This is a genomic window from Scandinavium goeteborgense, from assembly GCF_003935895.2.
Classification (GTDB): Bacteria; Pseudomonadota; Gammaproteobacteria; order Enterobacterales; family Enterobacteriaceae; genus Scandinavium; species Scandinavium goeteborgense.
On sequence record NZ_CP054058.1, the window covers coordinates 2,158,244 to 2,179,660 of the forward strand.

The window sequence follows — 21,417 nt, forward strand, 5'->3', positions numbered from 1 at the left end:
AAAATCCTTACATCAGAGGAAATATCAAAAAAATCAGTTCACAACTTCAGATTAGGAAAATGTAAATATACTGTCTAATATATTAATAATCTCAAATGATACTTTAAACATATGAATATAGAACTGCGACATTTGCGTTACTTCGTGGCGGTAGCGGAAGAACTGCATTTTGGGCGCGCGGCCGCCCGGCTCAACATCTCCCAGCCGCCAATAAGCCAGCAAATTCAGATCCTGGAACAGCAGATTGGCGCTCGATTATTCGCCCGCACTAATCGCAGCGTCAGCCTGACGCCCGCCGGAAAGCTGTTTCTGGCTGACAGTCGGCAAATCCTGCTTCAGGTTGAAGACGCAGCAGCCCGGGCGGCGCGTTTGCATCAGGGGGAAACTGGCGAACTACGCATCGGATTTACCTCTTCGGCGCCGTTTATTAAGGCGGTGTCGGATACGCTGTCGCGTTTTCGTCGGCAGTATCCTGACGTGCATATCCAGACGCGGGAAAGTAATACCCGCGAGCAGATTGCGCCGCTGAGCGAAGGGGCGCTGGATTTGGGCCTGATGCGTAAAACGCAGCTGCCGGACACCCTTGAGTGGCAGGTTATTTTGCGAGAGCCGCTGATGGCGATGGTTCACCGGGATCATCCGCTGGCTAACAGAGAGTCCGTTTCACTGGCAGAAATGGTGCTGGAGCCGTTAGTGTTCTTTGATCCGCACGTTGGTACTGGACTGTATGACGATATTCTCGGCCTGCTCAGGCGCTTTGGTACGCCCACGATTACCCAGGAAGTGGGCGAGGCGATGACCATTATCGGGCTGGTCTCCGCCGGGCTGGGGGCGTCGATTCTTCCGGCCTCATTTAAGAAGGTTCAGCTCAATGAGATGCGCTGGTTGCCGATAAGTGATGAGGATGCGGTATCGGAAATGTGGCTGGTGTGGTCCCGGCATCATGACCAAACCCAGGCGGCGCTTCGCTTCCGCGAACAGCTGTTGGCCGCGGCAATGGTCGACTTTTTTGCCGAAAACACACGAAAAAATGTGCGGTAAATCACAAGCCTAAGTAAAAATTTGACGAGTTGCGTCGAAGTGCTTCAACATAGCAAAAGTTTATTTCGAAGCGCGAAAATAAGGGAGTCTTCGGTGGTAGCAGAAAGTCAGCCAGGGCATATTGATCAGATTAAGCAGACTAACGCAGGGGCGGTTTACCGCCTGATTGATCAGCTCGGCCCGGTGTCGCGTATCGACCTTTCTCGCCTTGCGCAACTTGCGCCCGCCAGTATCACCAAGATTGTTCGCGAAATGCTCGAAGCGCATCTGGTGCAGGAAACGGAAATTCAGGACCCGGGCAGCCGCGGTCGTCCGGCCGTAGGCCTGATGGTGGAAACCGAAGCCTGGCACTATCTGTCACTGCGCATTAGCCGGGGGGAAATTAACCTCGCCCTGCGTGATTTGAGCAGCAAGCTGGTGGTAGAAGAAGAACAAACGCTGCCGCTGGTGGATGACAAACCGTTTCTCGACCGCGTTATCGAACACATCGACCACTTTTTCATTCGCCATCAGCAAAAGCTCGAGCGCCTGACTTCTATCGCAATAACCCTTCCCGGCATTATTGATACCGAAAACGGCATTATTCACCGGATGCCATTTTACGATGACGTAAAAGACGTGGCGCTCGGCGAAGCGCTGGAGTCTCGCACCGGCGTGCCGGTGTATCTGCAACACGATATCAGCGCGTGGACCATGGCAGAGGCGCTGTTTGGCGCGTCTCGCGGCGCGCGGGACGTTATCCAGGTGGTTATCGATCATAACGTTGGCGCGGGGGTTATCACCGACGGACGTTTGCTGCATGCAGGCAGCAGCAGCCTGGTGGAAATCGGCCATACCCAGGTCGACCCCTACGGCAAACTCTGTTACTGCGGAAATCACGGCTGTCTGGAAACCATTGCCAGCGTCGAAAGCGTGCTGGAACTGGCGCAAATTCGGATGAAACAGTCGATAAGTTCGATGCTGCATCAGCAGCCGCTGACCGTCGAATGGCTGTGTCAGGCGGCGGTGCAGGGCGATCTATTGGCCAAAGATATCATTAGCGGCGTAGGGACCCACGTCGGACGCATTCTCGCCATCATGGTGAATTTATTTAACCCACAAAAAATTCTTATAGGTTCGCCGTTCAACCAGGCCTCCAGCATTCTGTTCCCGGCCATCAGCGCCTGCATCCATCAGCAGTCTCTCCTGGCTTACAGTCGGCATATCAGTGTTGAGAGCACCCAGTTCCGCAACCGGGGAACGATGACTGGCGCCGCGCTGGTTAAAGATGCGCTGTATAACGGATCTCTGCTGATCAGACTGTTACAAGGGTAACAAAATTTAATTGTTAAGCTAAAAATTGCGCTAACGCAAGCTGGCTTTTCGCCCAATCACTTACACTTCCTCCGCTCTTGAATTATCACCCTGATTTATATTTTCACCGTCAAAGCTGTGGAGTGAAACATGCTTAAGCGTTTCTTTATTACTGGTACGGATACCTCTGTTGGAAAGACGGTGGTATCACGCGCGTTGCTGCAGGCGTTCGCCGCCAATGGCAAAAGCGTGGCAGGGTACAAACCTGTCGCCAAAGGCAGCAAGGAAACGCCTGAAGGACTGCGCAACAAAGATGCGCTGGTACTGCAAAGTGTTTCCACCCCGGAACTTCCCTATAGCGCTGTCAATCCTATCGCCCTGAGCGAAGAGGAAAGCAGCGTGGCGCACAGTTGCCCGATCAACTACACCTTATTGTCTAAAGGTCTAGATGACCTGAGCCAGCGCGTCGATCACGTGGTGGTTGAAGGCACCGGCGGCTGGCGTAGTCTGATGAACGATTTGCGCCCGCTCTCTGAATGGGTCGTACAGGAACAATTACCGGTCGTTATGGTGGTAGGCATCCAGGAAGGCTGCATCAACCATGCATTGCTGACCGCCCAGGCGATTGCGAACGATGGTCTGCCGTTAATCGGTTGGGTCGCTAACCGCATCAACCCGGGTCTGGCGCACTACGCCGAAATCATCGACGTGCTGAGCAAAAAACTGCCCGCGCCGTTGGTGGGTGAGCTTCCGTATCTGCCGCGCGCTGAACAGCGTGAACTGAGCCAGTACGTCGATTTAACTATGTTCGGCGACATGTTGGCGGTAGATCGAGTCCTGGCGTAACGTCCGCGACAGTACCGACGCCACCACGCACGAAATCAGTAAGCCGGGCAGCAGTGCATACTGCCCGGTCATTTCACAGATCATCAGCGTCGACATAATCGGCGCATGGGTTGTCGCCGCCAGCAGCGTGGCCATTCCCGTTAACCCCATCAGTACTGCCATTTCATTGCCGTCCGGCAACCATAGCCCCCAGAATCGGGCGAACAACATCCCAATCGCCATCCCGACAAACAACGTTGGTGTAAATACTCCGCCCGGCGCACCGGAGCCGCTGCTCGACAGCACTGCCAGCAATTTACATAAGAACACGCCCGCCACCGCGCCAAATAGCGGCGGAGCCAGCAGGTAGTTCTGCACCACGCTGTAGCCGTTGCCCCAGACCGCAGGCGTTAACAACGACAGCAGGCCGACGATAAATCCGCCCAGCGCCAGCTGCCATGGCGGAGACAGTTTGAGTCGCAAAAACAGCGAATGGGTAAAGCCCATCAGCCAGACAAATACCGGTCCGCAGAGTCCGGCGAGCAGCCCGGTCGCCAGCATCAAGCCATAGGTGCCCGCGCTGTGTGGGGCTTCGACGTGGACGACATACAGCAATTCCGGTCCCCCGCTCAGCAGATTGGTCATCAGCAGGGCTATCACCGCCGCGACCACCACAGGCCCGAGCGAGGCCAGCATCAGCGTGCCGAACAGAATTTCTGCGATAAACAGGCTGCCTGCCAGCGGCGCGTGATAGGCGCTGGCCATCCCGGCGGCGGCCCCGCAGGCAATCCACAGCTTCCATTCATCTTTAGGCGTAAAACGTTTGGCAAAGAAAGAGGCCGCGAGGGCAGCGAGCAGGATCATCGCCCCTTCGCGGCCGATGGCGCTGCCGCTGACCACCACCAGCAACGAAGCCAGCGATTTCACCAGGCTCGAACCGTAATCAAACTGCCCGTCACCGGTTTCCAGCGCTTCCATGTAATCCGTTGGAGCATGCGGTCGCTGGCGGGTGTAACGCTGCCAGCCCCACAGCAGCAGCCCGGCGGCGAGTCCCCCGAGCGCAGGCGTCAGCAGCCGTCGCCACCAGGGCAGACTACCTGCCGCATACACCAGGCTGCGGCTGTCGTCGCTCAATAACAGCCACTCGAGCAGATACATGGCGTGACGAAACAACGCCACGGCAAGGGCGGCAAGAATGCCGACTATCGTCGCAATGAGCAGGCGGCGAAACATTGCCTGAATGTCAGGGTAAGCGTGTAGGCGATGCATCGATTTTCACGGTTGATCAGAGTGATACCGTATTGTGCGAGGAAATCGGGAGCTTGGCAAAAAACAAACGCAAAATTCCCCCTCGGGCGAGGGGGAAATCGGTTAATCCGCGGAGTGAATATTCAACGCACGACGCGTACGGCCGGAGCTGAGATAGTCGGCGATGTAATCCTGAGATATTTCACCGTTGTAGCGGCCGTCTTCATCAACGATAGGCATCCAGCTGGTGTTGCTTTCGTACAGCTTGGACAGCACCACGCGCAGGTTGTCTTCGGCTTTACCGGTGACGCGGAACGGGTGCAGCAGGTCCGCGCAGCTTCCGGAGGCGTTACGCGCTTCGCGGCGCTTCACAAAGCCCAGCGGTTTGCCTTCGTTATCCACCACCGTAATCGCACGAATGTCGTTATCGTCCATGGTGGCGAAGGCTTCCGGCAGGGCGGTATCGCGCTTGACGGTGATGGTCGGCTGCTGATCGGTGACGTCTCCGGCGGAGACTAACAGCAAGCGTTTCAGCGTGCGGTCCTGGCCGACAAACGAGCCGACAAATTCATTGGCCGGTTTTGCCAGCAGTTCATCGGGGCTGGCGCACTGCACGATACGACCCTGACGGAATACCGCGATGCGGTCGCCGAGCTTCAGCGCTTCATCAATATCGTGACTCACCAGCATCACCGTTTTTTTCAGCTGGCGCTGCATGTCCAGGAACTGGTTCTGAATTACTTCACGGTTAATCGGGTCGACGGCGCCGAACGGTTCATCCATCAGCAGCACCGGAGGATCCGCCGCCAGCGCACGAATCACCCCAATACGCTGCTGCTGGCCACCGGACATCTCTTTCGGATAGCGGCTCAGGAATTTTTTCGGGTCCATCGCTACCATATCCATCAGTTCTTCGGCACGCGCTTTGTAGCGGGCTTTTTCCCAGCCCAGCATTCGCGGCACGACGGTGATGTTTTCCTCAATGGTCATGTTCGGGAACAGACCAATTTGCTGGATAACGTAACCGATGTTGCGACGCAGGCTGACGGTGTCCATATCGCTGGTGTCCTGGCCGTTAATCAGGATTTTCCCGCTGCTGGCGGGGATCAGGCGGTTAATCATTTTAAGCGTCGTGGTTTTCCCGCAGCCGGATGGCCCCAGCAGGACGCACATTTCGCCTTCCGGCACGTTGAGGTTGACGTTATCGACGGCGTTGAAGCTCTGGCCGTTCTTCTGAGTAAATTGTTTGGTCAGATTTTCTAACTTTATCATTATCGAATCCCCTTTGGTGTCAGGACAATCTGCAGTCGGTGCAGCAACCAGTCGAGCACAATGGCCAGCAGGCAAATCATTAACGCCCCGGCAATTAACATACGAATATCACTCCCGCCAATGCCGTTCAGCAGCAGCAAGCCCAAGCCGCCCGCGCCGATAACCGCGGCAATCGCCATAACGCCGATGTTCATCACCACCGCAGTACGGATGCCGCCGAAAATCACCGGCAGCGCCATCGGGATTTCCACCCAGCGCAGACGCTGCCAGAAGGTCATGCCAATCCCACGGCCTGCTTCACGCAGCCCAGGCGGCAGGCTGTCGAGCGCGGTGTGGGTGTTCCGCACAATCGGCAGCAGCGAATAAAGAAACACCGCGGTGATGGCGGGCAGGGCGCCAATACCCTGACCGATCAGCGAAAACAGCGGGATCATCAGACCAAACAGCGCAATCGACGGGATGGTCAGTAAAATGGTGGTCAAGCCCAGAATCGGTGTTGCCAGCCATTTGTGGCGCACAATCAGAATGCCCAGCGGCACGCCGATGATGATTGCCAGCCCAACGGCGAGCAGAACCAGCCACAGGTGCTGCCAGGTCAGCGTCGCCAGATAACTCCAGTTATCAATCATGTAGTGAATCGTATCCATGACGCCTCCTTATTCCAGGCCTTTGCTGTGCAGGAAGTCCCGCGCAACCTGTTGTGGCGACTGGTGATCGATATCCACGCGCTTGTTCAGCTCGGCGATCACCTCATTATTCAGCAGACCGGAAAGCGTGTTCATCGCTTCTTCAAGCCCCGGGTTGGCTTCCAGCGTGTCCTTACGCACTACCGGCGTTACGGCGTAGCTCGGGAAAAACCCTTTGTCATCTTTCAGCACTTTCAGGTCGAAACCTTTTACGCGGCCATCGGTGGTGTAAATCAGGCCGGCATCGACGAACCCGTCGCGCACGGCGTTGTACACCAGGCCTGGGTCCATCTGACGGATTTGCGGACGGTCGAGCGGCATGTTGTACGCCTGCTGCAACGGTTTCATCCCGTCACTGCGCCCGGCAAATTCCAGATCCAGACCCAGCAGCCAGTTGTGTTTCGGGTCGGTCTGACGAATGTGTTCAATCTTCGCCACCATCTCCGACATGGTGTTGATGTTTTCCGCTTCGGCGCGTTTACGCTGCATCGCAAAGGCGTAGGTGTTGTTCATGTCCGCCGGTTTGAGCCAAATCAGACCGAGCTTTTGATCGAGGCGTTTTACGGTGTCGTAAGATTCCTGAGGCGACATGCGCTTATTGATGTGGTTGAAGATGATGAGTGAGGTACCGGTGTATTCCCAGGTCATGTCAATTTGCTTGTTGATCATGGCGTTGCGGGAAATCACCGTCGCAATGTTGGTTTGCGGCTGAACCTGGAACCCTTTCTTGCGCAGATATTGCACGGTCATGGCGGACAAAATATGCTGTTCGGTAAAACTTTTGGTCGCCAGAATGATCGGGGCCGCGTGGGCCTGACCGGCAACCATCGCCAGCGCAGCGGCGGCGACAAACAGACGTTTCAGTCGTCTCATGTAATGCTCCTGATTATTGTTATTCGACGGTATGCGGACTGAGTAAGCGTCCCAGACCCGCCAGCAGCGTATCGAGGATCAGGGCGAAGAGGGCCGTGGCGACCGCACCGAGGATAAGCGTCGGGAAGTCGTTCAGGTAAATGCCCGGGAAGATCAGCTCGCCGTAGCTGCTGGCGCCAATCAAGAAGGCCAACGGCGCGGTACCGACGTTAATCGCGGTGGCGATGCGAATGCCCGAGAGCATCACCGGCCAGGCGTTAGGAATTTCCACCTGCCACAAACGCTGCATCCTGGTCATGCCGATCCCGTTCGCCGCTTCCAGCAGAGAGCCCGGGACTGAACACAAGCCTGCGTAGGTGTTACGCACAATCGGCAACAGCGACGCCAGAAACAGCGCCACAATCGCGGGTTTATCGCCAATGCCGACAACCACCATCGCTAACGCCAGCACCGCGAGCGGCGGCAGGGTGTTACCGATGTTGAAAATCTGCATCACGTATTCGGCGATACCGCGTGCGGCAGGGCGGCTCAGCAAAATGCCACTGGGAATACCGACCAGCAGGGCGAAGAACATTGAGGAGAACACCAGGATCAGGTGCTGTTGTCCGAGATAGACTAAATCGACCTGGCGAGAGCGGATGGTCTCAAGGCCGATTCCCCACGTGAGTAATGCCAGGACCGCGATAATCGCGCCTATAAACAGCAGCGCGCGGGTCAGTAAAGAGTTGTGCATTGCAGTGTGTCTCCCTGTGTGCATGCGTTATCGCAACGACGTTGCTTGTTGTTATGCCATGTTCCGGCAGGGTTTAAGAGCTATAGCAAGCGGTTGGGAAGGATTCCAGAGGAGGGGCCAATTAAGTGCCGGGGTCAGGTTTTGTAAACAAGGTGTTACGCCTTATGACATAAAGGCTGAGCGGCAATAGACCAGAAAAGTCTTAAAACGAAGCGGATAAAGTGACGTTGTCACAAGTAGCAGTTTTGTAGGTGTCTGAAATATCAGTTATGTCACCCGCCGGGCGGCGGGTGACAGCGGCTTAGCGATAGAGTTTTTTATCAGCAACCGGAGAGAGCAGTTCGGTCTGCCAGAAGGCCAGTGTCTGCTGTGCCAGTTCGCCAAGCGAACGGTAGAAAGGGTGCTCAGCGTGAGCAACAAACTCTTCAAGGAAACGACCCGACCACGGCAACAGGTGCCAGCCCAACAGCTGCTGCCACTCTTCATCGCGGTTATTCTCTTTGAGCCAGGCCGCCAGCATCAGCAGGGTACCGAAATGGTCTTCCGGCTCATTCTGCTCCGCTTCGAAGGCGATACCGTTTTCACGCATCCACTGGCGCAGGGCGAGCGTGGAATCACCAAACAGAACGTTTTCGCGATCCAGCCAGACCGAACCCCACGGCGGCGCGGGCAGCGCGTACGGACCCACGAAAAGACGTTGATAGGCTTCGCTGAGCGGTTCCTCTGACGCAACCTGAAAACTCTCGACCAGCTCCGGTTTGAAAGGAATCGATTCCGGCCACTGCTGCGCCCAGCTTCCGTCATGGAAAGCGCGGATCAGCGGGGCGATGTTTTCGCTCTGCGGGTCATAATAAAACAGTCCACCCAGCACGCGGCCAGTGATAGCGATGGCTTCAACGAAGCGCGGTTGATTCATAACAGTTTCCTTGCAGCGGCGGGGTTTACACGCCGGTTGTTTTCTATTTGCAGCCCGACGGCACTGCGTTAGCCGGGTCTGAACTGAACGCGTTGCCAGGTAAGTGTAGCGCCACCGGGCAACGCAGAAGGGTTACACCTTCTCGATTTGCACCAGATTTGTATGCTGCGGGTTGCCTTTCGCCAACGGCGACGGACGATGCGTAGTCAGCGTGTTGATGCATGAACCATGATCGATGCGGTCGCCATTCATGCTGGCATCATGCCACGCCCCTTGGCCCATCGCGCTCACGCCCGGCATGATGCGCGGAGTGACCTTCGCCTCAATGCGCAGCTCGCCGCGATCGTTAAAGACGCGTACCTTATCCCCGTTGCGAATGCCTCGTTTGGCGGCGTCTACAGGGTTAATCCACACTTCCTGGCGGCAGGCGGCTTTCAGCACGTCGACGTTACCATAGCTGGAGTGCGTGCGGGCTTTATAATGGAAGCCAAACAGCTGCAGCGGGAAGGCATCGTGCTGCGGCGCATCCCAGCCATCAAATGTTGAGGCGTACACCGGTAACTGGCTGATGGTGTCGTCTTTTTGAATCTCCCAACTGGCAGCAATCTTTGCCAACTGGGCGGAGTAAATTTCAATTTTTCCCGACGGCGTTTTCAACGGATTGGCCGCCGGATCGTGACGGAAATCCTTATAAGCCACGAAATGACCGTTAGGATCTTTGCGTTTGTAAATCCCCATCGCTTTCAGCGCTTCATAAGAAGGGAGTTGCGGGTCTTTGGCGAGCATCTTGGCATACAGGAATTGCAGCCATTCTGCCTGCGTGCGGCCTTCCGTAAATTTCTGCAATACGTCTGGTCCGAGACGTTTAGCCACTTCGCTTAAAATCCAGTAAATCGGCTTACGCTCGAACTTCGCGGCGGTGGCGGGCTGGATGAAAATCAGATATCCCATGTTGCCCGCGTAATCGTTAGGAATAATATCTTCCTGTTCGACGGTCATCAGGTCCGGGAGCAGCAGGTCGGCGTATTTTGCCGAGGCGGTCATAAAGTTTTCGATGACCACAATCATCTCGCATTTTTTGTCATCCTGCAGGATGTCGTGGGTGCGGTTGATCTGCGAATGCTGGTTGATAATGGTATTGCCAGCGTAGTTCCAGATGAACTTAATCGGCACGTCGAGTTTGTCTTTGCCCCGCACGCCGTCACGGGTAGCGGTCATTTCTGCCCCACGCTCAATAGCATCGGTCCATGTGAAGCAAGAGATTGCTGTTTTGACCGGGTTCTCTAACACCGGCATACGCTCAATGGTGATGGTATAGGTGGATTCACGCGCGCCGCTGTTACCGCCGTTAATGCCCACGTTGCCCGTCAGAATTGGTAGCATCGCGATAGCGCGTGCTGTCAGTTCACCATTGGCCTGGCGCTGCGGACCCCAGCCCTGGCAGATATACGCCGGTTTGGCGGTACCGATTTCACGCGCCAGTTTGATGATTTTATCCGCCGGAATCCCGGTAATCCGTGAGGCCCATTCCGGCGTTTTGGCGGTGGCGTCGTTACCCTGACCGAGAATATATGCCTTGTAATGCCCATTGGCGGGCGCGCCTTCCGGCAGCGTTTTCTCATCGTAGCCGACGCAGTATTTATCGAGGAACGGCTGGTCGACGAGGTTTTCGTCAATCAGCACCCAGGCGATACCTGCTACCAGGGCGGCGTCCGTTCCCGGGCGAATCGGCACCCATTCGTCTTCGCGCCCGGCGGCGGTGTCGGTATAACGCGGGTCGATGACGATCATTCTGGCGTTCGAACGTTCGCGGGCCTGTTCGAGATAATAGGTAATGCCGCCGCCGCTCATGCGGGTTTCCGCGGGGTTATTGCCGAACATCACTACCAGCTGGCTGTTCTCGATATCGGAGGTGCTGTTGCCGTCGTTGGTGCCGTAGGTGTACGGCATCGCGCAGGCAATTTGCGCAGTGCTGTAGGTCCCGTACTGGTTCAGCGAGCCGCCATAGCAGTTCATCAAGCGTGCAACCAGTGACGCGGAAGGGGAAGAACGGGTGATATTGCCGCCGACAATCCCGGAGGTGTAGTTAATGTAGACCGCTTCGTTACCGTACTCTTTCACGACATGTTTCAGGCTGTCGGTCAGCATATCGAGAGCTTCAGGCCAACTGATGCGTTCAAACTTACCTTCACCGCGTTTACCGACGCGCTTCATCGGGTAATTCAGGCGTTCCGGGTGGTTGATACGGCGTCGAATAGAGCGCCCGCGCAGGCAGGCGCGCACCTGGTGATCGCCGTAGATATCATGGCCGGTGTTGTCGGTTTCGACCCAGTACACTTCGTCGTCGCGCACGTGCAGACGCAGAGCGCAGCGGCTGCCGCAGTTTACCGAACAGGCGCCCCAGACCACTTTGTCATCAGGCTGCGTGGCCTGTTGTACGGCGGCGGCCGCACTTTTCAGGGTAAAGGGGAGTGAAATTCCGCAGGCGGCGAGGGCCATAGAGCCAATCGCCGTGGATTTGATCAGGCTGCGGCGGCTGATCCCGCCGGGGTGGTCATGCTGTTCATTATCAGACATCGCTCACTCCATTTTTTAATTATGCACCGGACGCGCAGCCCGACGTTCAATGGAGGGATGTTACTTACTTAGAGGTATAGAGATATTATCCCCGGTCAATCCAGGGATAATATCTTTCGTGTGAAGGCGAGGACTACTGCTGATCGTTGCCGTTGCGGGTGTAGAGAATTTTAAAGGTGTCGTTGGCGCAATGCCCGACCACCTGAGCATCCGGCTTGTCAGCCTGGTCGTTCGGCACAATATTCAGCGTAAACCCCGATTCCGGCACGCCGTTGGTCACAATTTTCTGCTGGATATCATCCTTAACACGTTCGCAGGACTCCGGGGCAGCAGCGAAAGCAGGCATCGCGCCGGCCAGTAACAGTGCAAATAGCCAGTGAGTCTTTTTCATACGCATCTCCATGTCGCTATGGTGAGATAAAAGCTTAGCACTCATAGTGTAAAAGCTCGGCTCTGTATATTCCTAAATGTAAAAATGAAGAAAATTCCCACGTTTTATATGTTGCTAAAGGTCTGCATACTCCAGAATTTCCTCTCCCATGAGAAGACAACCTGATTCGGTTGAATATATGAGACGCATCCGATACTGCCCTTTGTAGAGATAACCCCACACTTCTAAAACATCGAATGACTGAGTTTTATTGGCTGGATTTTTTATTTTTGCTAATGGTTTTATTTTGCCGCTTATCTGAATTCGGGCATCATTAGCGCGATAAAAACTCAGGAGTTTTCTCGCATCTTCAATAGCGTTGTTATTGCACAGAATAGATGATGCTGCCGCATGGCTGAAAGGGCAATGGCTAATAAATGGCAAAAGTAGAGAGAGAATGATTTTTTTCATACTAACCCCAATGCCTGCTTTGCTCTTCTTAGTGCTGATTTCCTGTCGCTATACCCGTTATACCCACCATTGATTTTTAATGTGACGTTTTTAATGTCATCATTATCAGCGTACTTGTTCACCTTTCGCATGTCCCAATAATAACAAGCGGCTTTAACGGCTACGTAAGGATTGTTTGCAACCTGCTCAGGGGTATCAACGTAGGTTTTATTAAATTCATCACTTAAACTTTGATAGTTATCGCGACCTGTTAAATCAAGCAACCCACGGCCAATATATCGCGGGCCATCGCCGACATTGATATTTCCAAGAGAACGCCCAACTTTAGTCCCGGCATCGTATTCAAGCCCACCGCGACGAGGGATCTCGGTCATGGCTGAAAAATTTGCTGTTTCTACACATGCCTGCGCAAGGAAGTGTGCGATACGTAGTTTTGTATCAATATTGTATACGCTAAACCAATGGTTGAAATGCGGTGCGATTGCATGCATGTTCCGTTGTTGAGAATTGAGCAAACTTTCCTTATGCAAATAATGCCTCGCGACCTGCCAGAGAATATCGGCTGTTACATCGATCATGCCGTAACTCTCTCATTCCAGGCGTCGGTAAATTGAACATTGCCATCACAGTATTTCCATGTGATTCTTTCATAGCGAAGCGATGCAAATTCAATGTGATTTATTTTTTCCTGCCTGGTCATTGAAGGGCAAATCGAAACGATCTTTACCCCTTCGAGCAATATGTTGAAATATTCAACTTCCTGCCCCACATCATTAATCCGGTACCAGCGAATTTCGGCGGAATGAAGTTTTTGCCCTGTTGCAACCGCTTTGTAAAGGTATGGGCTAGAAGAATCGAACTCTTTTTCGATGTTCATCGCGCCATGCGTGCGAGTGCCTTTTAGCTTCCCGGTATTGTCATCAGTAGGAATGCTTAGCGAATGCCCAAAGCCTTGGATCTCAATGCTGCCTTCCCGTTCCCATACATCTACAGAGCCTTTTATATCGGCACCGCCATCATCTTTTAACCACATGTAAGCTGGAATAGCCATTTTTGATAATTCCTTAATGTGTGAAGAGAGTCGTATCAACTATTAATTAAACACAGATCTGGGTGCGACTTATTACACAAGGTGCTATGCAAAAATCAAATATAAAAAAGACGATATATTAATGATGCGAATTTATTACCAACTTAAATGATGATAAGAGAACGCTGAAAGTGGTCGATATTTTGCGGGGAAAAACACGAATTTGTTTTATTTTTTTGTTTTGGTGCTGTAATAGCGTATGTCGATGTATATTGCTAATATGATTGAGAAAATTCTACCGTGAAGGACAGTCTGTGAAGAAACTGCTGTGTATGGTGCCGCTTATCAGCGTGCTCACCGCCTGCGATAACGCCTCAACACCGGCTGCTTTTACGCCGGAAATGGCGAGTTTTTCCAATGAATTTGATTTCGATCCACTGCGGGGTCCAGTGAAAGACTTCAGCCAGACGCTGATGAACGAGAAGGGCGAAGTGACCAAGCGCGTCAGCGCCAGATTGTCGCAGGAAGGCTGTTTTGATCTGATCGAACTTCACGATCTGGAGAATAACTCCGGCGCGACGCTGGTCCTCGACGCGAACTATTACGTCGACGGCACCACCCAGCAAAAACGTATTTTGCTGCAAGGGAAATGCCAGTTAGCGGGGATGCCTGCGGCCGGAATGACGTGGGACACCGACGATAACGGCTTTGTAGTGGCGGCCCACGGGAAAACATTAAGCGTGGATTATCGCTACGACAGCGAAGGCTATCCGTTAGGGAAAACCTCAACCAATGGCGATGAAACGCTGAAGATTGTGGCGACGCCGCCGAAGGATGCGCGTAAGAAACTCGATTACACCGCGGTAAGCATTCTGAATGACAAAACCATCGGCAACGTGGCGCAGACCTGTGATTACGACCGACACGACAACCCGCTGAGCTGCGAGTTGCAGATTGTCGATGACAGCGCAACGCCGCCAGTGACCCGGCGCTACACCATCAAAAATACCATCGAGTACTACTGAGCCGTCGGCTTGAGCAGGGTGTGCGTTTTGTGTTTCGGCAGATACTGATGCTGGAACAGACACATACGAATGGTATTGCGGTATTCGCCGTTAATGAAGAACTCATGGATGAGTTCACCTTCTACCTGGAAACCGAGCTTGCGATAAATATGGATCGCCTTTTCGTTTTCGGTATCGACAATTAAATACAGCTTGTAGAGGTTCAGCACCATAAAGCCGTAGTCCATCGCCAGCATCGCTGCCTTTGTCGCCAGTCCTTTGCCCTGATAGTCCGGGGAAATAATAATCTGAAATTCTGCACGGCGGTGAACGTGGTTGATTTCCACTAATTCAACGAGGCCCGCCTTCTCGCCGTCGCATTCGATAACAAAGCGGCGTTCGCTCTGATCGTGAATATGTTTGTCGTACAGGTCAGAAAGCTCAACGAAAGCTTCGTAAGGCTCTTCGAACCAGTAACGCATAACGCTGGCATTATTATCCAGCTGGTGAACAAAGCGCAGATCCTCGCGTTCCAGAGGGCGCAGCTTAACGGCATAAGCATCGGCCATGTGATTTCCTTGATTTGGGTAAGCGTGTCAAACGGGGGAGGAAGGGCGCCCGCAGGCGCCCGACGGTATTACGGAGTAAGAGGTCGACCGGTCGTTCTGTCGAGGCAGCGCAGGGTATTAGGCTCCCAGTACGCATTCAGATTGGCGCTTTTATCGCATTTATCACGCGTATCAAAAGCGACATCTGTTTTATCCCACTCTTTTTCTGTGCGGGTGTTCACTTTCTGACGAAGCGACCGGGTATCGTTCCACTGTTCCTTGTCCATCGCCGCATCTTGTTTGCTCTGCGCGCTGTCACCGGATTCAATGATGAGCTTGCTGGTTTGCGCAGATGCACTCGCGGTATAAACGATGGCACCCAGCGTCAGCATCGCCGTTAGGCACAGGCGTTTGCTAAAAGTCACTTTCATTGCTGTTTCCTTTAGGGTGTTATAAACGGTAATCCCACGCGCAGAGTTTACACCAACTCCCGCGCAGGGAATACCCGCCCTGGTTGTCGCTCAGGAAACGTCTCTCAGCAGGCGCCGCTGAGCGTGGTTTTATAAATGTGCACCGCCTCATTCACGTCCTGTGTTTTGACGGAGTTGATTTTCAGTCCGTTGATATAGATGTCGTAGCCGTCCTGACTCAGGCGAAAAATAATGGTGTCGCCGCGAAAGCGAATGACTTTGTCTTTCACGCCAATGCCCTGACGGCGTAACACCATCTTCGCCATTCTATCGATACTCATAGTACTGCACCTCAATGGCCATAGGGCTTATCCAGAGAATAGTGATTCTCCCTTTACTAAGGTTAATTTATCCTTAAGAACTTTGCTGACAACCGCCAGAAATAATCGTTCCCCAACATGGCATTTTCCTGAATGTTTCTAAAATGTGATCGTTGTGAATTTTCTTGCTGACACTTCTTGTATGGTAGTTGCCGAATTTACCCCTAAGAGCACGCGCTGCGTATCACGGCGCGAGCCGAAGACTGACCAGGAGTGTTTTATGGCAACTGATGTAGTGGAACAGGCGGCCCTGGCAAAGCCCGCAAGAATAAAAACGATCCAGACGGTCACGCTGGCGCTGCTGTTTATCGCCGGGATCGTCAACTTTCTCGATCGATCCTCGCTGAGCGTGGCGGGTGAAGCGATTCGCGGCGAACTGGGCCTTTCGGCCACCGAGTTTGGCGTGTTGCTCTCGGCGTTTTCCCTTTCCTATGGTTTATCGCAACTCCCTGCGGGCATCCTGCTCGACCGGTTTGGACCGCGGCTGGTGCTGGGCGCGGGCCTGATTTTTTGGTCGGCGATGCAGGCGCTGACCGGGGTGGTGAACTCGTTCAGCCACTTTATTTGGCTGCGTATCGGCCTTGGGATTGGTGAAGCGCCGTTTATGCCTGCGGGCGTTAAATCGATCAGCGACTGGTACGTGCAAAAAGAGCGCGGCACGGCGCTGGGGATTTTTAACTCGTCAACGGTGATTGGTCAGGCCATCGCGCCGCCAGCGCTGGTGGTGATGCAACTCGCGTGGGGCTGGCGCACCATGTTTGTGGTGATCGGCCTGGCGGGGGTTCTGGTCGGGATTTGCTGGTATGCGTGGTATCGCAACCGCGCGCAGTTCGCGCTGAACAATACCGAACGCGAATATCTCTCGGCACCCGTTACGCCGCGGCCAAAACTGGCGTTCAGTGAATGGCTGGCGCTGTTTAAACGTCGCACGACGTGGGGCATGATCTTAGGTTTCTCCGGCGTGAACTACACCGGCTGGTTGTACATCGCCTGGCTGCCAGGTTATTTACAGGCGGAGCAGGGGTTTAGTCTCGCAAAAACCGGCTGGGTGGCGGCGATCCCGTTCCTGGCCGCGGCGGTCGGGATGTGGACCAACGGCTTTGTGGTCGACGCGCTGGCGCGTCGTGGATACGATCTGGCAAAAACGCGTAAAACATCCATTGTGCTTGGCCTGATCCTCTCGGCGCTTGGTACGCTGCTGGTGGTGCAATCCTCTACGCCGACCCAGGCAGTCGCATTTATTTCGATGGCGCTGTTCTGCGTACACTTTGCCGGAACCTCCGCGTGGGGCCTGGTGCAGGTCATGGTCGCGGAAACCAAAGTCGCCTCGGTGGCGGCCATTCAAAACTTCGGCAGCTTCGTCTTTGCCTCGTTCGCCCCGATTGTTACGGGTTGGGTGGTTGATACCACGCACTCCTTTAACCTCGCGCTGGTGATCGCCGCCTGCGTGACCTTTACCGGCGCACTCTGCTACTTCTTCATCGTCAAAGACCGCATCGAATAATCCCTTCATCCTGCCCGGTTGTGTGAAAACGCATCCGGGCACTCTCCTTTTCAATCGTCTCTTTTTTGTGATCGGCTGAACTCTTTTTGATCAATATACTTGTATGGTAGTTGCTGTGGGCGTATTGCTTACGTAGCAGAACGTATTTTTGTCACCTTAAGGAGTTTTTTGATGAAAAGCATAGTGATTCGTCAGCCCAATGAGCTGGTCATTGAAGAGCGCGATATCCCGCAACCCGCCAAAGGTGAAGTGCGGGTGAAGGTCAAACTGGCCGGGATTTGCGGCTCGGACAGCCATATTTACCACGGCCACAATCCGTTCGCTAAATACCCGCGAGTCATCGGGCATGAGTTCTTTGGCGTGATTGACGCCGTAGGCGAGGGCGTCAACCCGGCCCGCATCGGCGAGCGCGTTAGCGTCGATCCGGTGATCAGTTGCGGTCACTGCTACCCGTGCTCGGTGGGCAAGCCTAACGTCTGTACGTCGCTGGTGGTGCTCGGCGTCCACCGTGATGGCGGCTTCAGTGAATATGCGGCGGTGCCTGCAAAAAACGCCTGGCGCATTCCGGACAGCATCGAAGACAAACACGCAGTGATGGTTGAGCCTTTCACCATCGCGGCGAACGTTACCGGCCAGGCGAAACCGACAGAGCAGGACGTGGCGCTGATTTACGGCGCAGGGCCGATGGGGCTGGTGACGGTGCAAGCGCTGAAAGGCGTCTATCGCGTCAAACAGGTGATTGTGGCCGACCGTATTCCTGAGCGTCTGGCGATGGCCGAACGCTGCGGCGCGGATTTAACCATCAATAATAGCGCGCAGTCATTGCAGGTGGTTCTGGACGAAAAAGGCATCAAGCTGACGCTGATTGTTGATGCCGCCTGTCATCCGTCAATTTTACAGGAGGCGGCGAATCTGGCCTCTCCGGCGGCGCGCATCGTGCTGATGGGCTTCTCAAGCGAACCGTCGTCCATCGCGCAGCAGGGCATCACCGGCAAAGAGCTGACGCTGTACTCCTCGCGTCTGAACGCCAACAAATTCCCGGTGGTTATCGACTGGCTGGAAAAGGGGCTGATCGACCCCGACAAGCTGATTACCCACGTCATGGATTACCGGCACGTCAGCGATGCCATGGCACGGTTTGAGAAAGACAGGCAGCACTGCTGCAAGGTCCTGTTGACCTTCGCAGATTAATCACGACAGCGAGTAAGTGGTCCGCACCTTCAGAGATAACGACTATGACGCAACATCAACCTGTACGTAGCACCAAAGACCTGATCCGCGCCGCGGTATCCGGTTGGCTTGGCACCGCGCTGGAATTTATGGATTTTCAGCTTTACTCCCTCGGCGCGGCGCTGGTATTCCACGAAATTTTCTTCCCTGAACAGTCTGCCGCGATGGCGCTCATTTTAGCGATGGGCACCTACGGAGCAGGGTATATCGCCCGTATCGTCGGCGCGTTTATCTTTGGCAAAATGGGCGACCGGATAGGGCGCAAAAAGGTGTTGTTCATCACCATCACCATGATGGGAATTTGCACCACGCTAATTGGCGTATTACCGACCTACGCGCAGATTGGCATTTTCGCGCCGGTGCTGCTGGTCACGCTGCGTATCGTGCAAGGGCTGGGCGCAGGTGCGGAGATTTCAGGGGCCGGGACGATGCTGGCCGAATATGCGCCGAAGGGGAAACGCGGGATCATTTCCTCACTGGTGGCGATGGGCACCAACTGCGGCACGCTCAGCGCCACCGCCATCTGGGCGGTGATGTTCTTCGCGCTCGACAGGGAGTCACTGGTTGCCTGGGGCTGGCGCGTGCCGTTCCTCGCCAGTGTCGTGGTCATGATTTTCGCCATCTGGCTGCGTCTGAACCTCAAAGAAAGCCCGGTGTTTGAGAAAGTCAGCGAAAACGGCACAGTGGCAGCGAAAGTTGCGCCGGAAGAGACCTCCCTCGGCGCCATGTTCCGCAGTAAATCATTCTGGCTGGCAACCGGTTTGCGCTTTGGCCAGGCTGGAAACTCGGGCCTGATTCAAACGTTCCTCGCCGGGTATCTGGTGCAAACGCTGCTGTTTGATAAAGCGATCCCAACCGATGCGCTGATGATTAGCTCGGTCATCGGGTTCATCACCATTCCGCTGTTGGGCTGGCTGTCGGACAAAGTGGGTCGTCGTCTGCCGTACATCATCCTCAGCATCTCGTCGATCATCCTGGCATATCCGATGCTGGCTATCATCGTCGATAAAAGTTACAGCGCAAGCACCATCATGCTTAGCCTGATCGTTATTCACAACGTAGCTGTGCTCGGCTTGTTCGCGCTGGAAAACATCACCATGGCGGAAATGTTTGGCTCGCGTAACCGCTTCACCCGCATGGCGATCGCCAAAGAGGCGGGCGGCCTGGTCGCGGTAGGTTTTGGCCCACTGCTGGCGGGGATCTTCTGCAACGTCACCGGTAGCTGGTGGCCAATGGTGGCGATGGTTATCTGCTATTCCGTGATTGGCCTGATTTCGGCCGTGCTAATGCCGGAAGTCTGTGACCGTGATTTGAGTTTGCCGCAGGATGCCGCCGAACGTCAGCCTGTAAAGGCGGATGCACGGCTGGGGCAATATAGCTAAGAGTCAATGTGACAGCCGAGCCCTGTTAAGGCTGTCACACAACTTTAAATTCATGTCATACCACTTGCGCGGAGATTAACGTAAATCAAAGTCCGGGAGCGGTATCTGGTTATTCTAGTATGGCAATGAGCGTCCTCAACAGTGAGTCATAAAATGGAAAACACGCTTTTAACCGCTAAGGCAACCGTACCCGCCTACGATCGTAACGCACTGGTGCCTCGCATCGTGCACCTCGGCTTTGGCGCATTTCACCGCGCACATCAGGCCGTTTATGCTGATATTTTGGCTCAGGAACATAACAGCGACTGGGGCTACACCGAAATCAACCTGATTGGCGGCGAGCAGCAAATCGCCGATCTCAATCGTCAGGATAACTTGTATACCGTGGCAGAAATGTCCGCTGATGCGTGGACTGCCCGCATCGTGGGCGTTGTGAAAGAAGCCCTGCACGCTCAGGTTGACGGCCTGGAAACCGTGCTGGCAAAACTGTGCGAGCCGCAGGTGACGATTGTGTCGCTGACCATCACCGAAAAAGGCTACTGTCACTCTCCGGCGACGGGCGAACTGAATCTCGATCACCCGATGATCGCCGCTGATCTGCAAAATCCGCATCAGCCAACGTCCGCACCGGGCGTGGTGGTCGAAGCGCTGGCCCGTCGTAAAGCCGCTGGCCTGGCGCCGTTCAGCGTGATGTCCTGCGACAACATGCCGGAAAACGGCCATGTACTCGGGAACGTGGTGCGGGCCTATGCGCTTGCCTTGAACAGCGAGTTGGCGGCGTGGATCGAACAGAACGTCACCTTCCCGTCGACCATGGTTGACCGCATTGTGCCCGCCGTCACCGCCGAAACGCTGGAAAAAATCGAAGCCATCACCGGCGTGCGTGACCCGGCAGGTGTGGCCTGTGAGCCGTTCCGCCAGTGGGTTATTGAAGACAACTTTGTTGCCGGGCGTCCGCAGTGGGAAAAAGCCGGGGCCGAACTGGTGGCCGACGTCATCCCGTTCGAAGAAATGAAGCTGCGTATGCTGAACGGCAGCCACTCCTTCCTCGCTTATCTGGGTTATCTGGCTGGTTATCAGCACATTAACGACTGTATGGAAGACGAAAATTATCGTCGCGCCGCGCACGCGCTGATGCTGAAAGAGCAGGCCCCGACGCTGAAAGTGAAGGGCGTTGACCTGAGCCGCTACGCAGACCAGCTGATCGCGCGCTACAGCAACCCGGCGCTGCGCCACCGTACCTGGCAGATTGCCATGGACGGCAGCCAGAAACTGCCCCAGCGCATGCTGGATTCCGTCCGCTGGCATCTGGCGCATAACAGCGATTTCTCGCTACTGGCGCTGGGCGTGGCGGGCTGGATGCGTTATGTCGACGGCACCGACGAGCAGGGCGCGGAGATTGAAGTCTGCGATCCGCTGCTCAGCACGCTTCAGACCGTGGTGAAAAACAGTGAGCAGGGCGAAACCCGTGTGAAAGCGCTGCTGGGTATCGAGGCCATCTTTGGGAATGAGCTGCCGCTGGAAGGGAAATTTGTTACGCAGGTGACAAATGCCTATCTGTCGCTGCTGGAGAAAGGGGCCAAAGCGACCGTCGCGGCCTTTGCTGAAAAGCTGTAAATACTGA

22 protein-coding genes are annotated in these 21,417 nt (G+C 54.7%); 8 read left to right on the plus strand and 14 right to left on the minus strand.

Annotated features, from left to right (window positions below):
- Positions 1-111 precede the first annotated feature (111 nt).
- The 3 genes from A8O29_RS11155 (at position 112) to bioD (ending at position 3,180) form a co-directional block, all read left to right on the plus strand.
- A complete protein-coding gene (locus A8O29_RS11155) occupies positions 112-1,041 on the plus strand; it encodes a LysR family transcriptional regulator (protein WP_125354455.1) in 930 nt (309 codons plus the stop codon).
- 93 nt (positions 1,042-1,134) lie between these two features.
- Entirely contained in the window at positions 1,135-2,355 is a 1,221-nt protein-coding gene (mlc, locus tag A8O29_RS11160; protein ID WP_125354456.1) for a sugar metabolism global transcriptional regulator Mlc, read from the plus strand.
- Between the two features lie 129 nt (positions 2,356-2,484).
- Positions 2,485-3,180, plus strand: coding sequence for a dethiobiotin synthase (bioD, locus tag A8O29_RS11165; RefSeq protein WP_125354457.1), 696 nt, complete (start codon positions 2,485-2,487; stop codon positions 3,178-3,180).
- Here bioD and clcB read toward each other — a convergent pair.
- The 11 genes from clcB to A8O29_RS11220 form a co-directional block, all read right to left on the minus strand.
- Positions 3,133-4,428, minus strand: coding sequence for a voltage-gated ClC-type chloride channel ClcB (gene clcB / locus A8O29_RS11170; protein WP_125354458.1), 1,296 nt, complete (start codon positions 4,426-4,428; stop codon positions 3,133-3,135). The genes bioD and clcB overlap by 48 nt on opposite strands.
- Before the next feature lie 102 nt (positions 4,429-4,530).
- Positions 4,531-5,679 carry an osmoprotectant ABC transporter ATP-binding protein OsmV gene (gene osmV, locus A8O29_RS11175; protein ID WP_125354459.1) on the minus strand — a complete coding sequence of 383 codons (1,149 nt, stop codon included), beginning with the start codon at positions 5,677-5,679 and terminating at the stop codon, positions 4,531-4,533.
- Positions 5,679-6,326, minus strand: a complete 648-nt coding sequence (osmW, locus tag A8O29_RS11180) for an osmoprotectant ABC transporter permease OsmW (protein WP_125354460.1) — start codon at positions 6,324-6,326, stop codon at positions 5,679-5,681. The genes osmV and osmW overlap by 1 nt, the downstream gene beginning before the upstream one ends.
- Before the next feature lie 9 nt (positions 6,327-6,335).
- Entirely contained in the window at positions 6,336-7,238 is a 903-nt protein-coding gene (gene osmX, locus A8O29_RS11185; RefSeq protein ID WP_125354461.1) for an osmoprotectant ABC transporter substrate-binding protein OsmX, read from the minus strand.
- Positions 7,239-7,257: 19 nt separating this feature from the next.
- A complete protein-coding gene (osmY, locus tag A8O29_RS11190; protein WP_110508283.1) occupies positions 7,258-7,971 on the minus strand; it encodes an osmoprotectant ABC transporter permease OsmY in 714 nt (237 codons plus the stop codon).
- Between the two features lie 301 nt (positions 7,972-8,272).
- Entirely contained in the window at positions 8,273-8,887 is a 615-nt protein-coding gene (gene dmsD, locus A8O29_RS11195) for a Tat proofreading chaperone DmsD (protein ID WP_125354462.1), read from the minus strand.
- Between the two features lie 132 nt (positions 8,888-9,019).
- Positions 9,020-11,464 (minus strand): selenate/tellurate reductase subunit YnfE, encoded by a 2,445-nt coding sequence (ynfE, locus tag A8O29_RS11200; protein WP_125354463.1) that lies wholly within the window; start codon positions 11,462-11,464, stop codon positions 9,020-9,022.
- 133 nt (positions 11,465-11,597) lie between these two features.
- On the minus strand, positions 11,598-11,855 hold the full coding sequence (locus A8O29_RS11205; protein ID WP_125354464.1) for a DUF1161 domain-containing protein: 258 nt from the start codon (positions 11,853-11,855) through the stop codon (positions 11,598-11,600).
- Between the two features lie 114 nt (positions 11,856-11,969).
- Positions 11,970-12,305, minus strand: coding sequence for a hypothetical protein (locus A8O29_RS11210; RefSeq protein WP_125354465.1), 336 nt, complete (start codon positions 12,303-12,305; stop codon positions 11,970-11,972).
- A complete protein-coding gene (locus tag A8O29_RS11215; protein ID WP_125354466.1) occupies positions 12,302-12,883 on the minus strand; it encodes a glycoside hydrolase family 19 protein in 582 nt (193 codons plus the stop codon). Before A8O29_RS11215 ends, A8O29_RS11210 begins: the two co-directional genes overlap by 4 nt.
- Entirely contained in the window at positions 12,880-13,356 is a 477-nt protein-coding gene (locus tag A8O29_RS11220) for an Hcp family type VI secretion system effector (protein WP_125354467.1), read from the minus strand. The genes A8O29_RS11215 and A8O29_RS11220 overlap by 4 nt, the downstream gene beginning before the upstream one ends.
- Before the next feature lie 311 nt (positions 13,357-13,667).
- On the opposite strand from A8O29_RS11220, the gene A8O29_RS11225 reads away from it, so the two are divergent.
- Positions 13,668-14,360: a YnfC family lipoprotein gene (locus tag A8O29_RS11225; RefSeq protein WP_373422907.1), complete on the plus strand. Its 693-nt coding sequence runs from the start codon at positions 13,668-13,670 to the stop codon at positions 14,358-14,360.
- Here A8O29_RS11225 and speG read toward each other — a convergent pair.
- The 3 genes from speG to A8O29_RS11240 form a co-directional block, all read right to left on the minus strand.
- Entirely contained in the window at positions 14,354-14,908 is a 555-nt protein-coding gene (speG, locus tag A8O29_RS11230; RefSeq protein ID WP_110508275.1) for a spermidine N1-acetyltransferase, read from the minus strand. The genes A8O29_RS11225 and speG overlap by 7 nt on opposite strands.
- Before the next feature lie 68 nt (positions 14,909-14,976).
- Positions 14,977-15,318, minus strand: coding sequence for a DUF1283 family protein (locus A8O29_RS11235; protein WP_125354469.1), 342 nt, complete (start codon positions 15,316-15,318; stop codon positions 14,977-14,979).
- 104 nt (positions 15,319-15,422) lie between these two features.
- The gene (locus A8O29_RS11240) at positions 15,423-15,638 is read right to left on the minus strand and encodes a hypothetical protein (protein ID WP_125354470.1); all 216 of its coding nucleotides are present in this window, start codon (positions 15,636-15,638) and stop codon (positions 15,423-15,425) included.
- A gap of 259 nt (positions 15,639-15,897) precedes the next feature.
- Here A8O29_RS11240 and A8O29_RS11245 point away from each other — a divergent pair, with 259 nt between their 5' ends.
- The 4 genes from A8O29_RS11245 to A8O29_RS11260 all read left to right on the plus strand — a co-directional run bounded on the left by A8O29_RS11245 (position 15,898) and on the right by A8O29_RS11260 (position 21,410).
- Positions 15,898-17,181, plus strand: coding sequence for an MFS transporter (locus A8O29_RS11245; protein ID WP_125354471.1), 1,284 nt, complete (start codon positions 15,898-15,900; stop codon positions 17,179-17,181).
- A 171-nt stretch (positions 17,182-17,352) separates the two neighbouring features.
- A complete protein-coding gene (locus tag A8O29_RS11250) occupies positions 17,353-18,372 on the plus strand; it encodes a Zn-dependent oxidoreductase (protein ID WP_125354472.1) in 1,020 nt (339 codons plus the stop codon).
- 44 nt (positions 18,373-18,416) lie between these two features.
- A complete protein-coding gene (locus A8O29_RS11255; RefSeq protein ID WP_125354473.1) occupies positions 18,417-19,793 on the plus strand; it encodes an MFS transporter in 1,377 nt (458 codons plus the stop codon).
- A 153-nt stretch (positions 19,794-19,946) separates the two neighbouring features.
- A complete protein-coding gene (locus tag A8O29_RS11260) occupies positions 19,947-21,410 on the plus strand; it encodes a mannitol dehydrogenase family protein (protein WP_125354474.1) in 1,464 nt (487 codons plus the stop codon).
- Positions 21,411-21,417 lie beyond the last annotated feature (7 nt).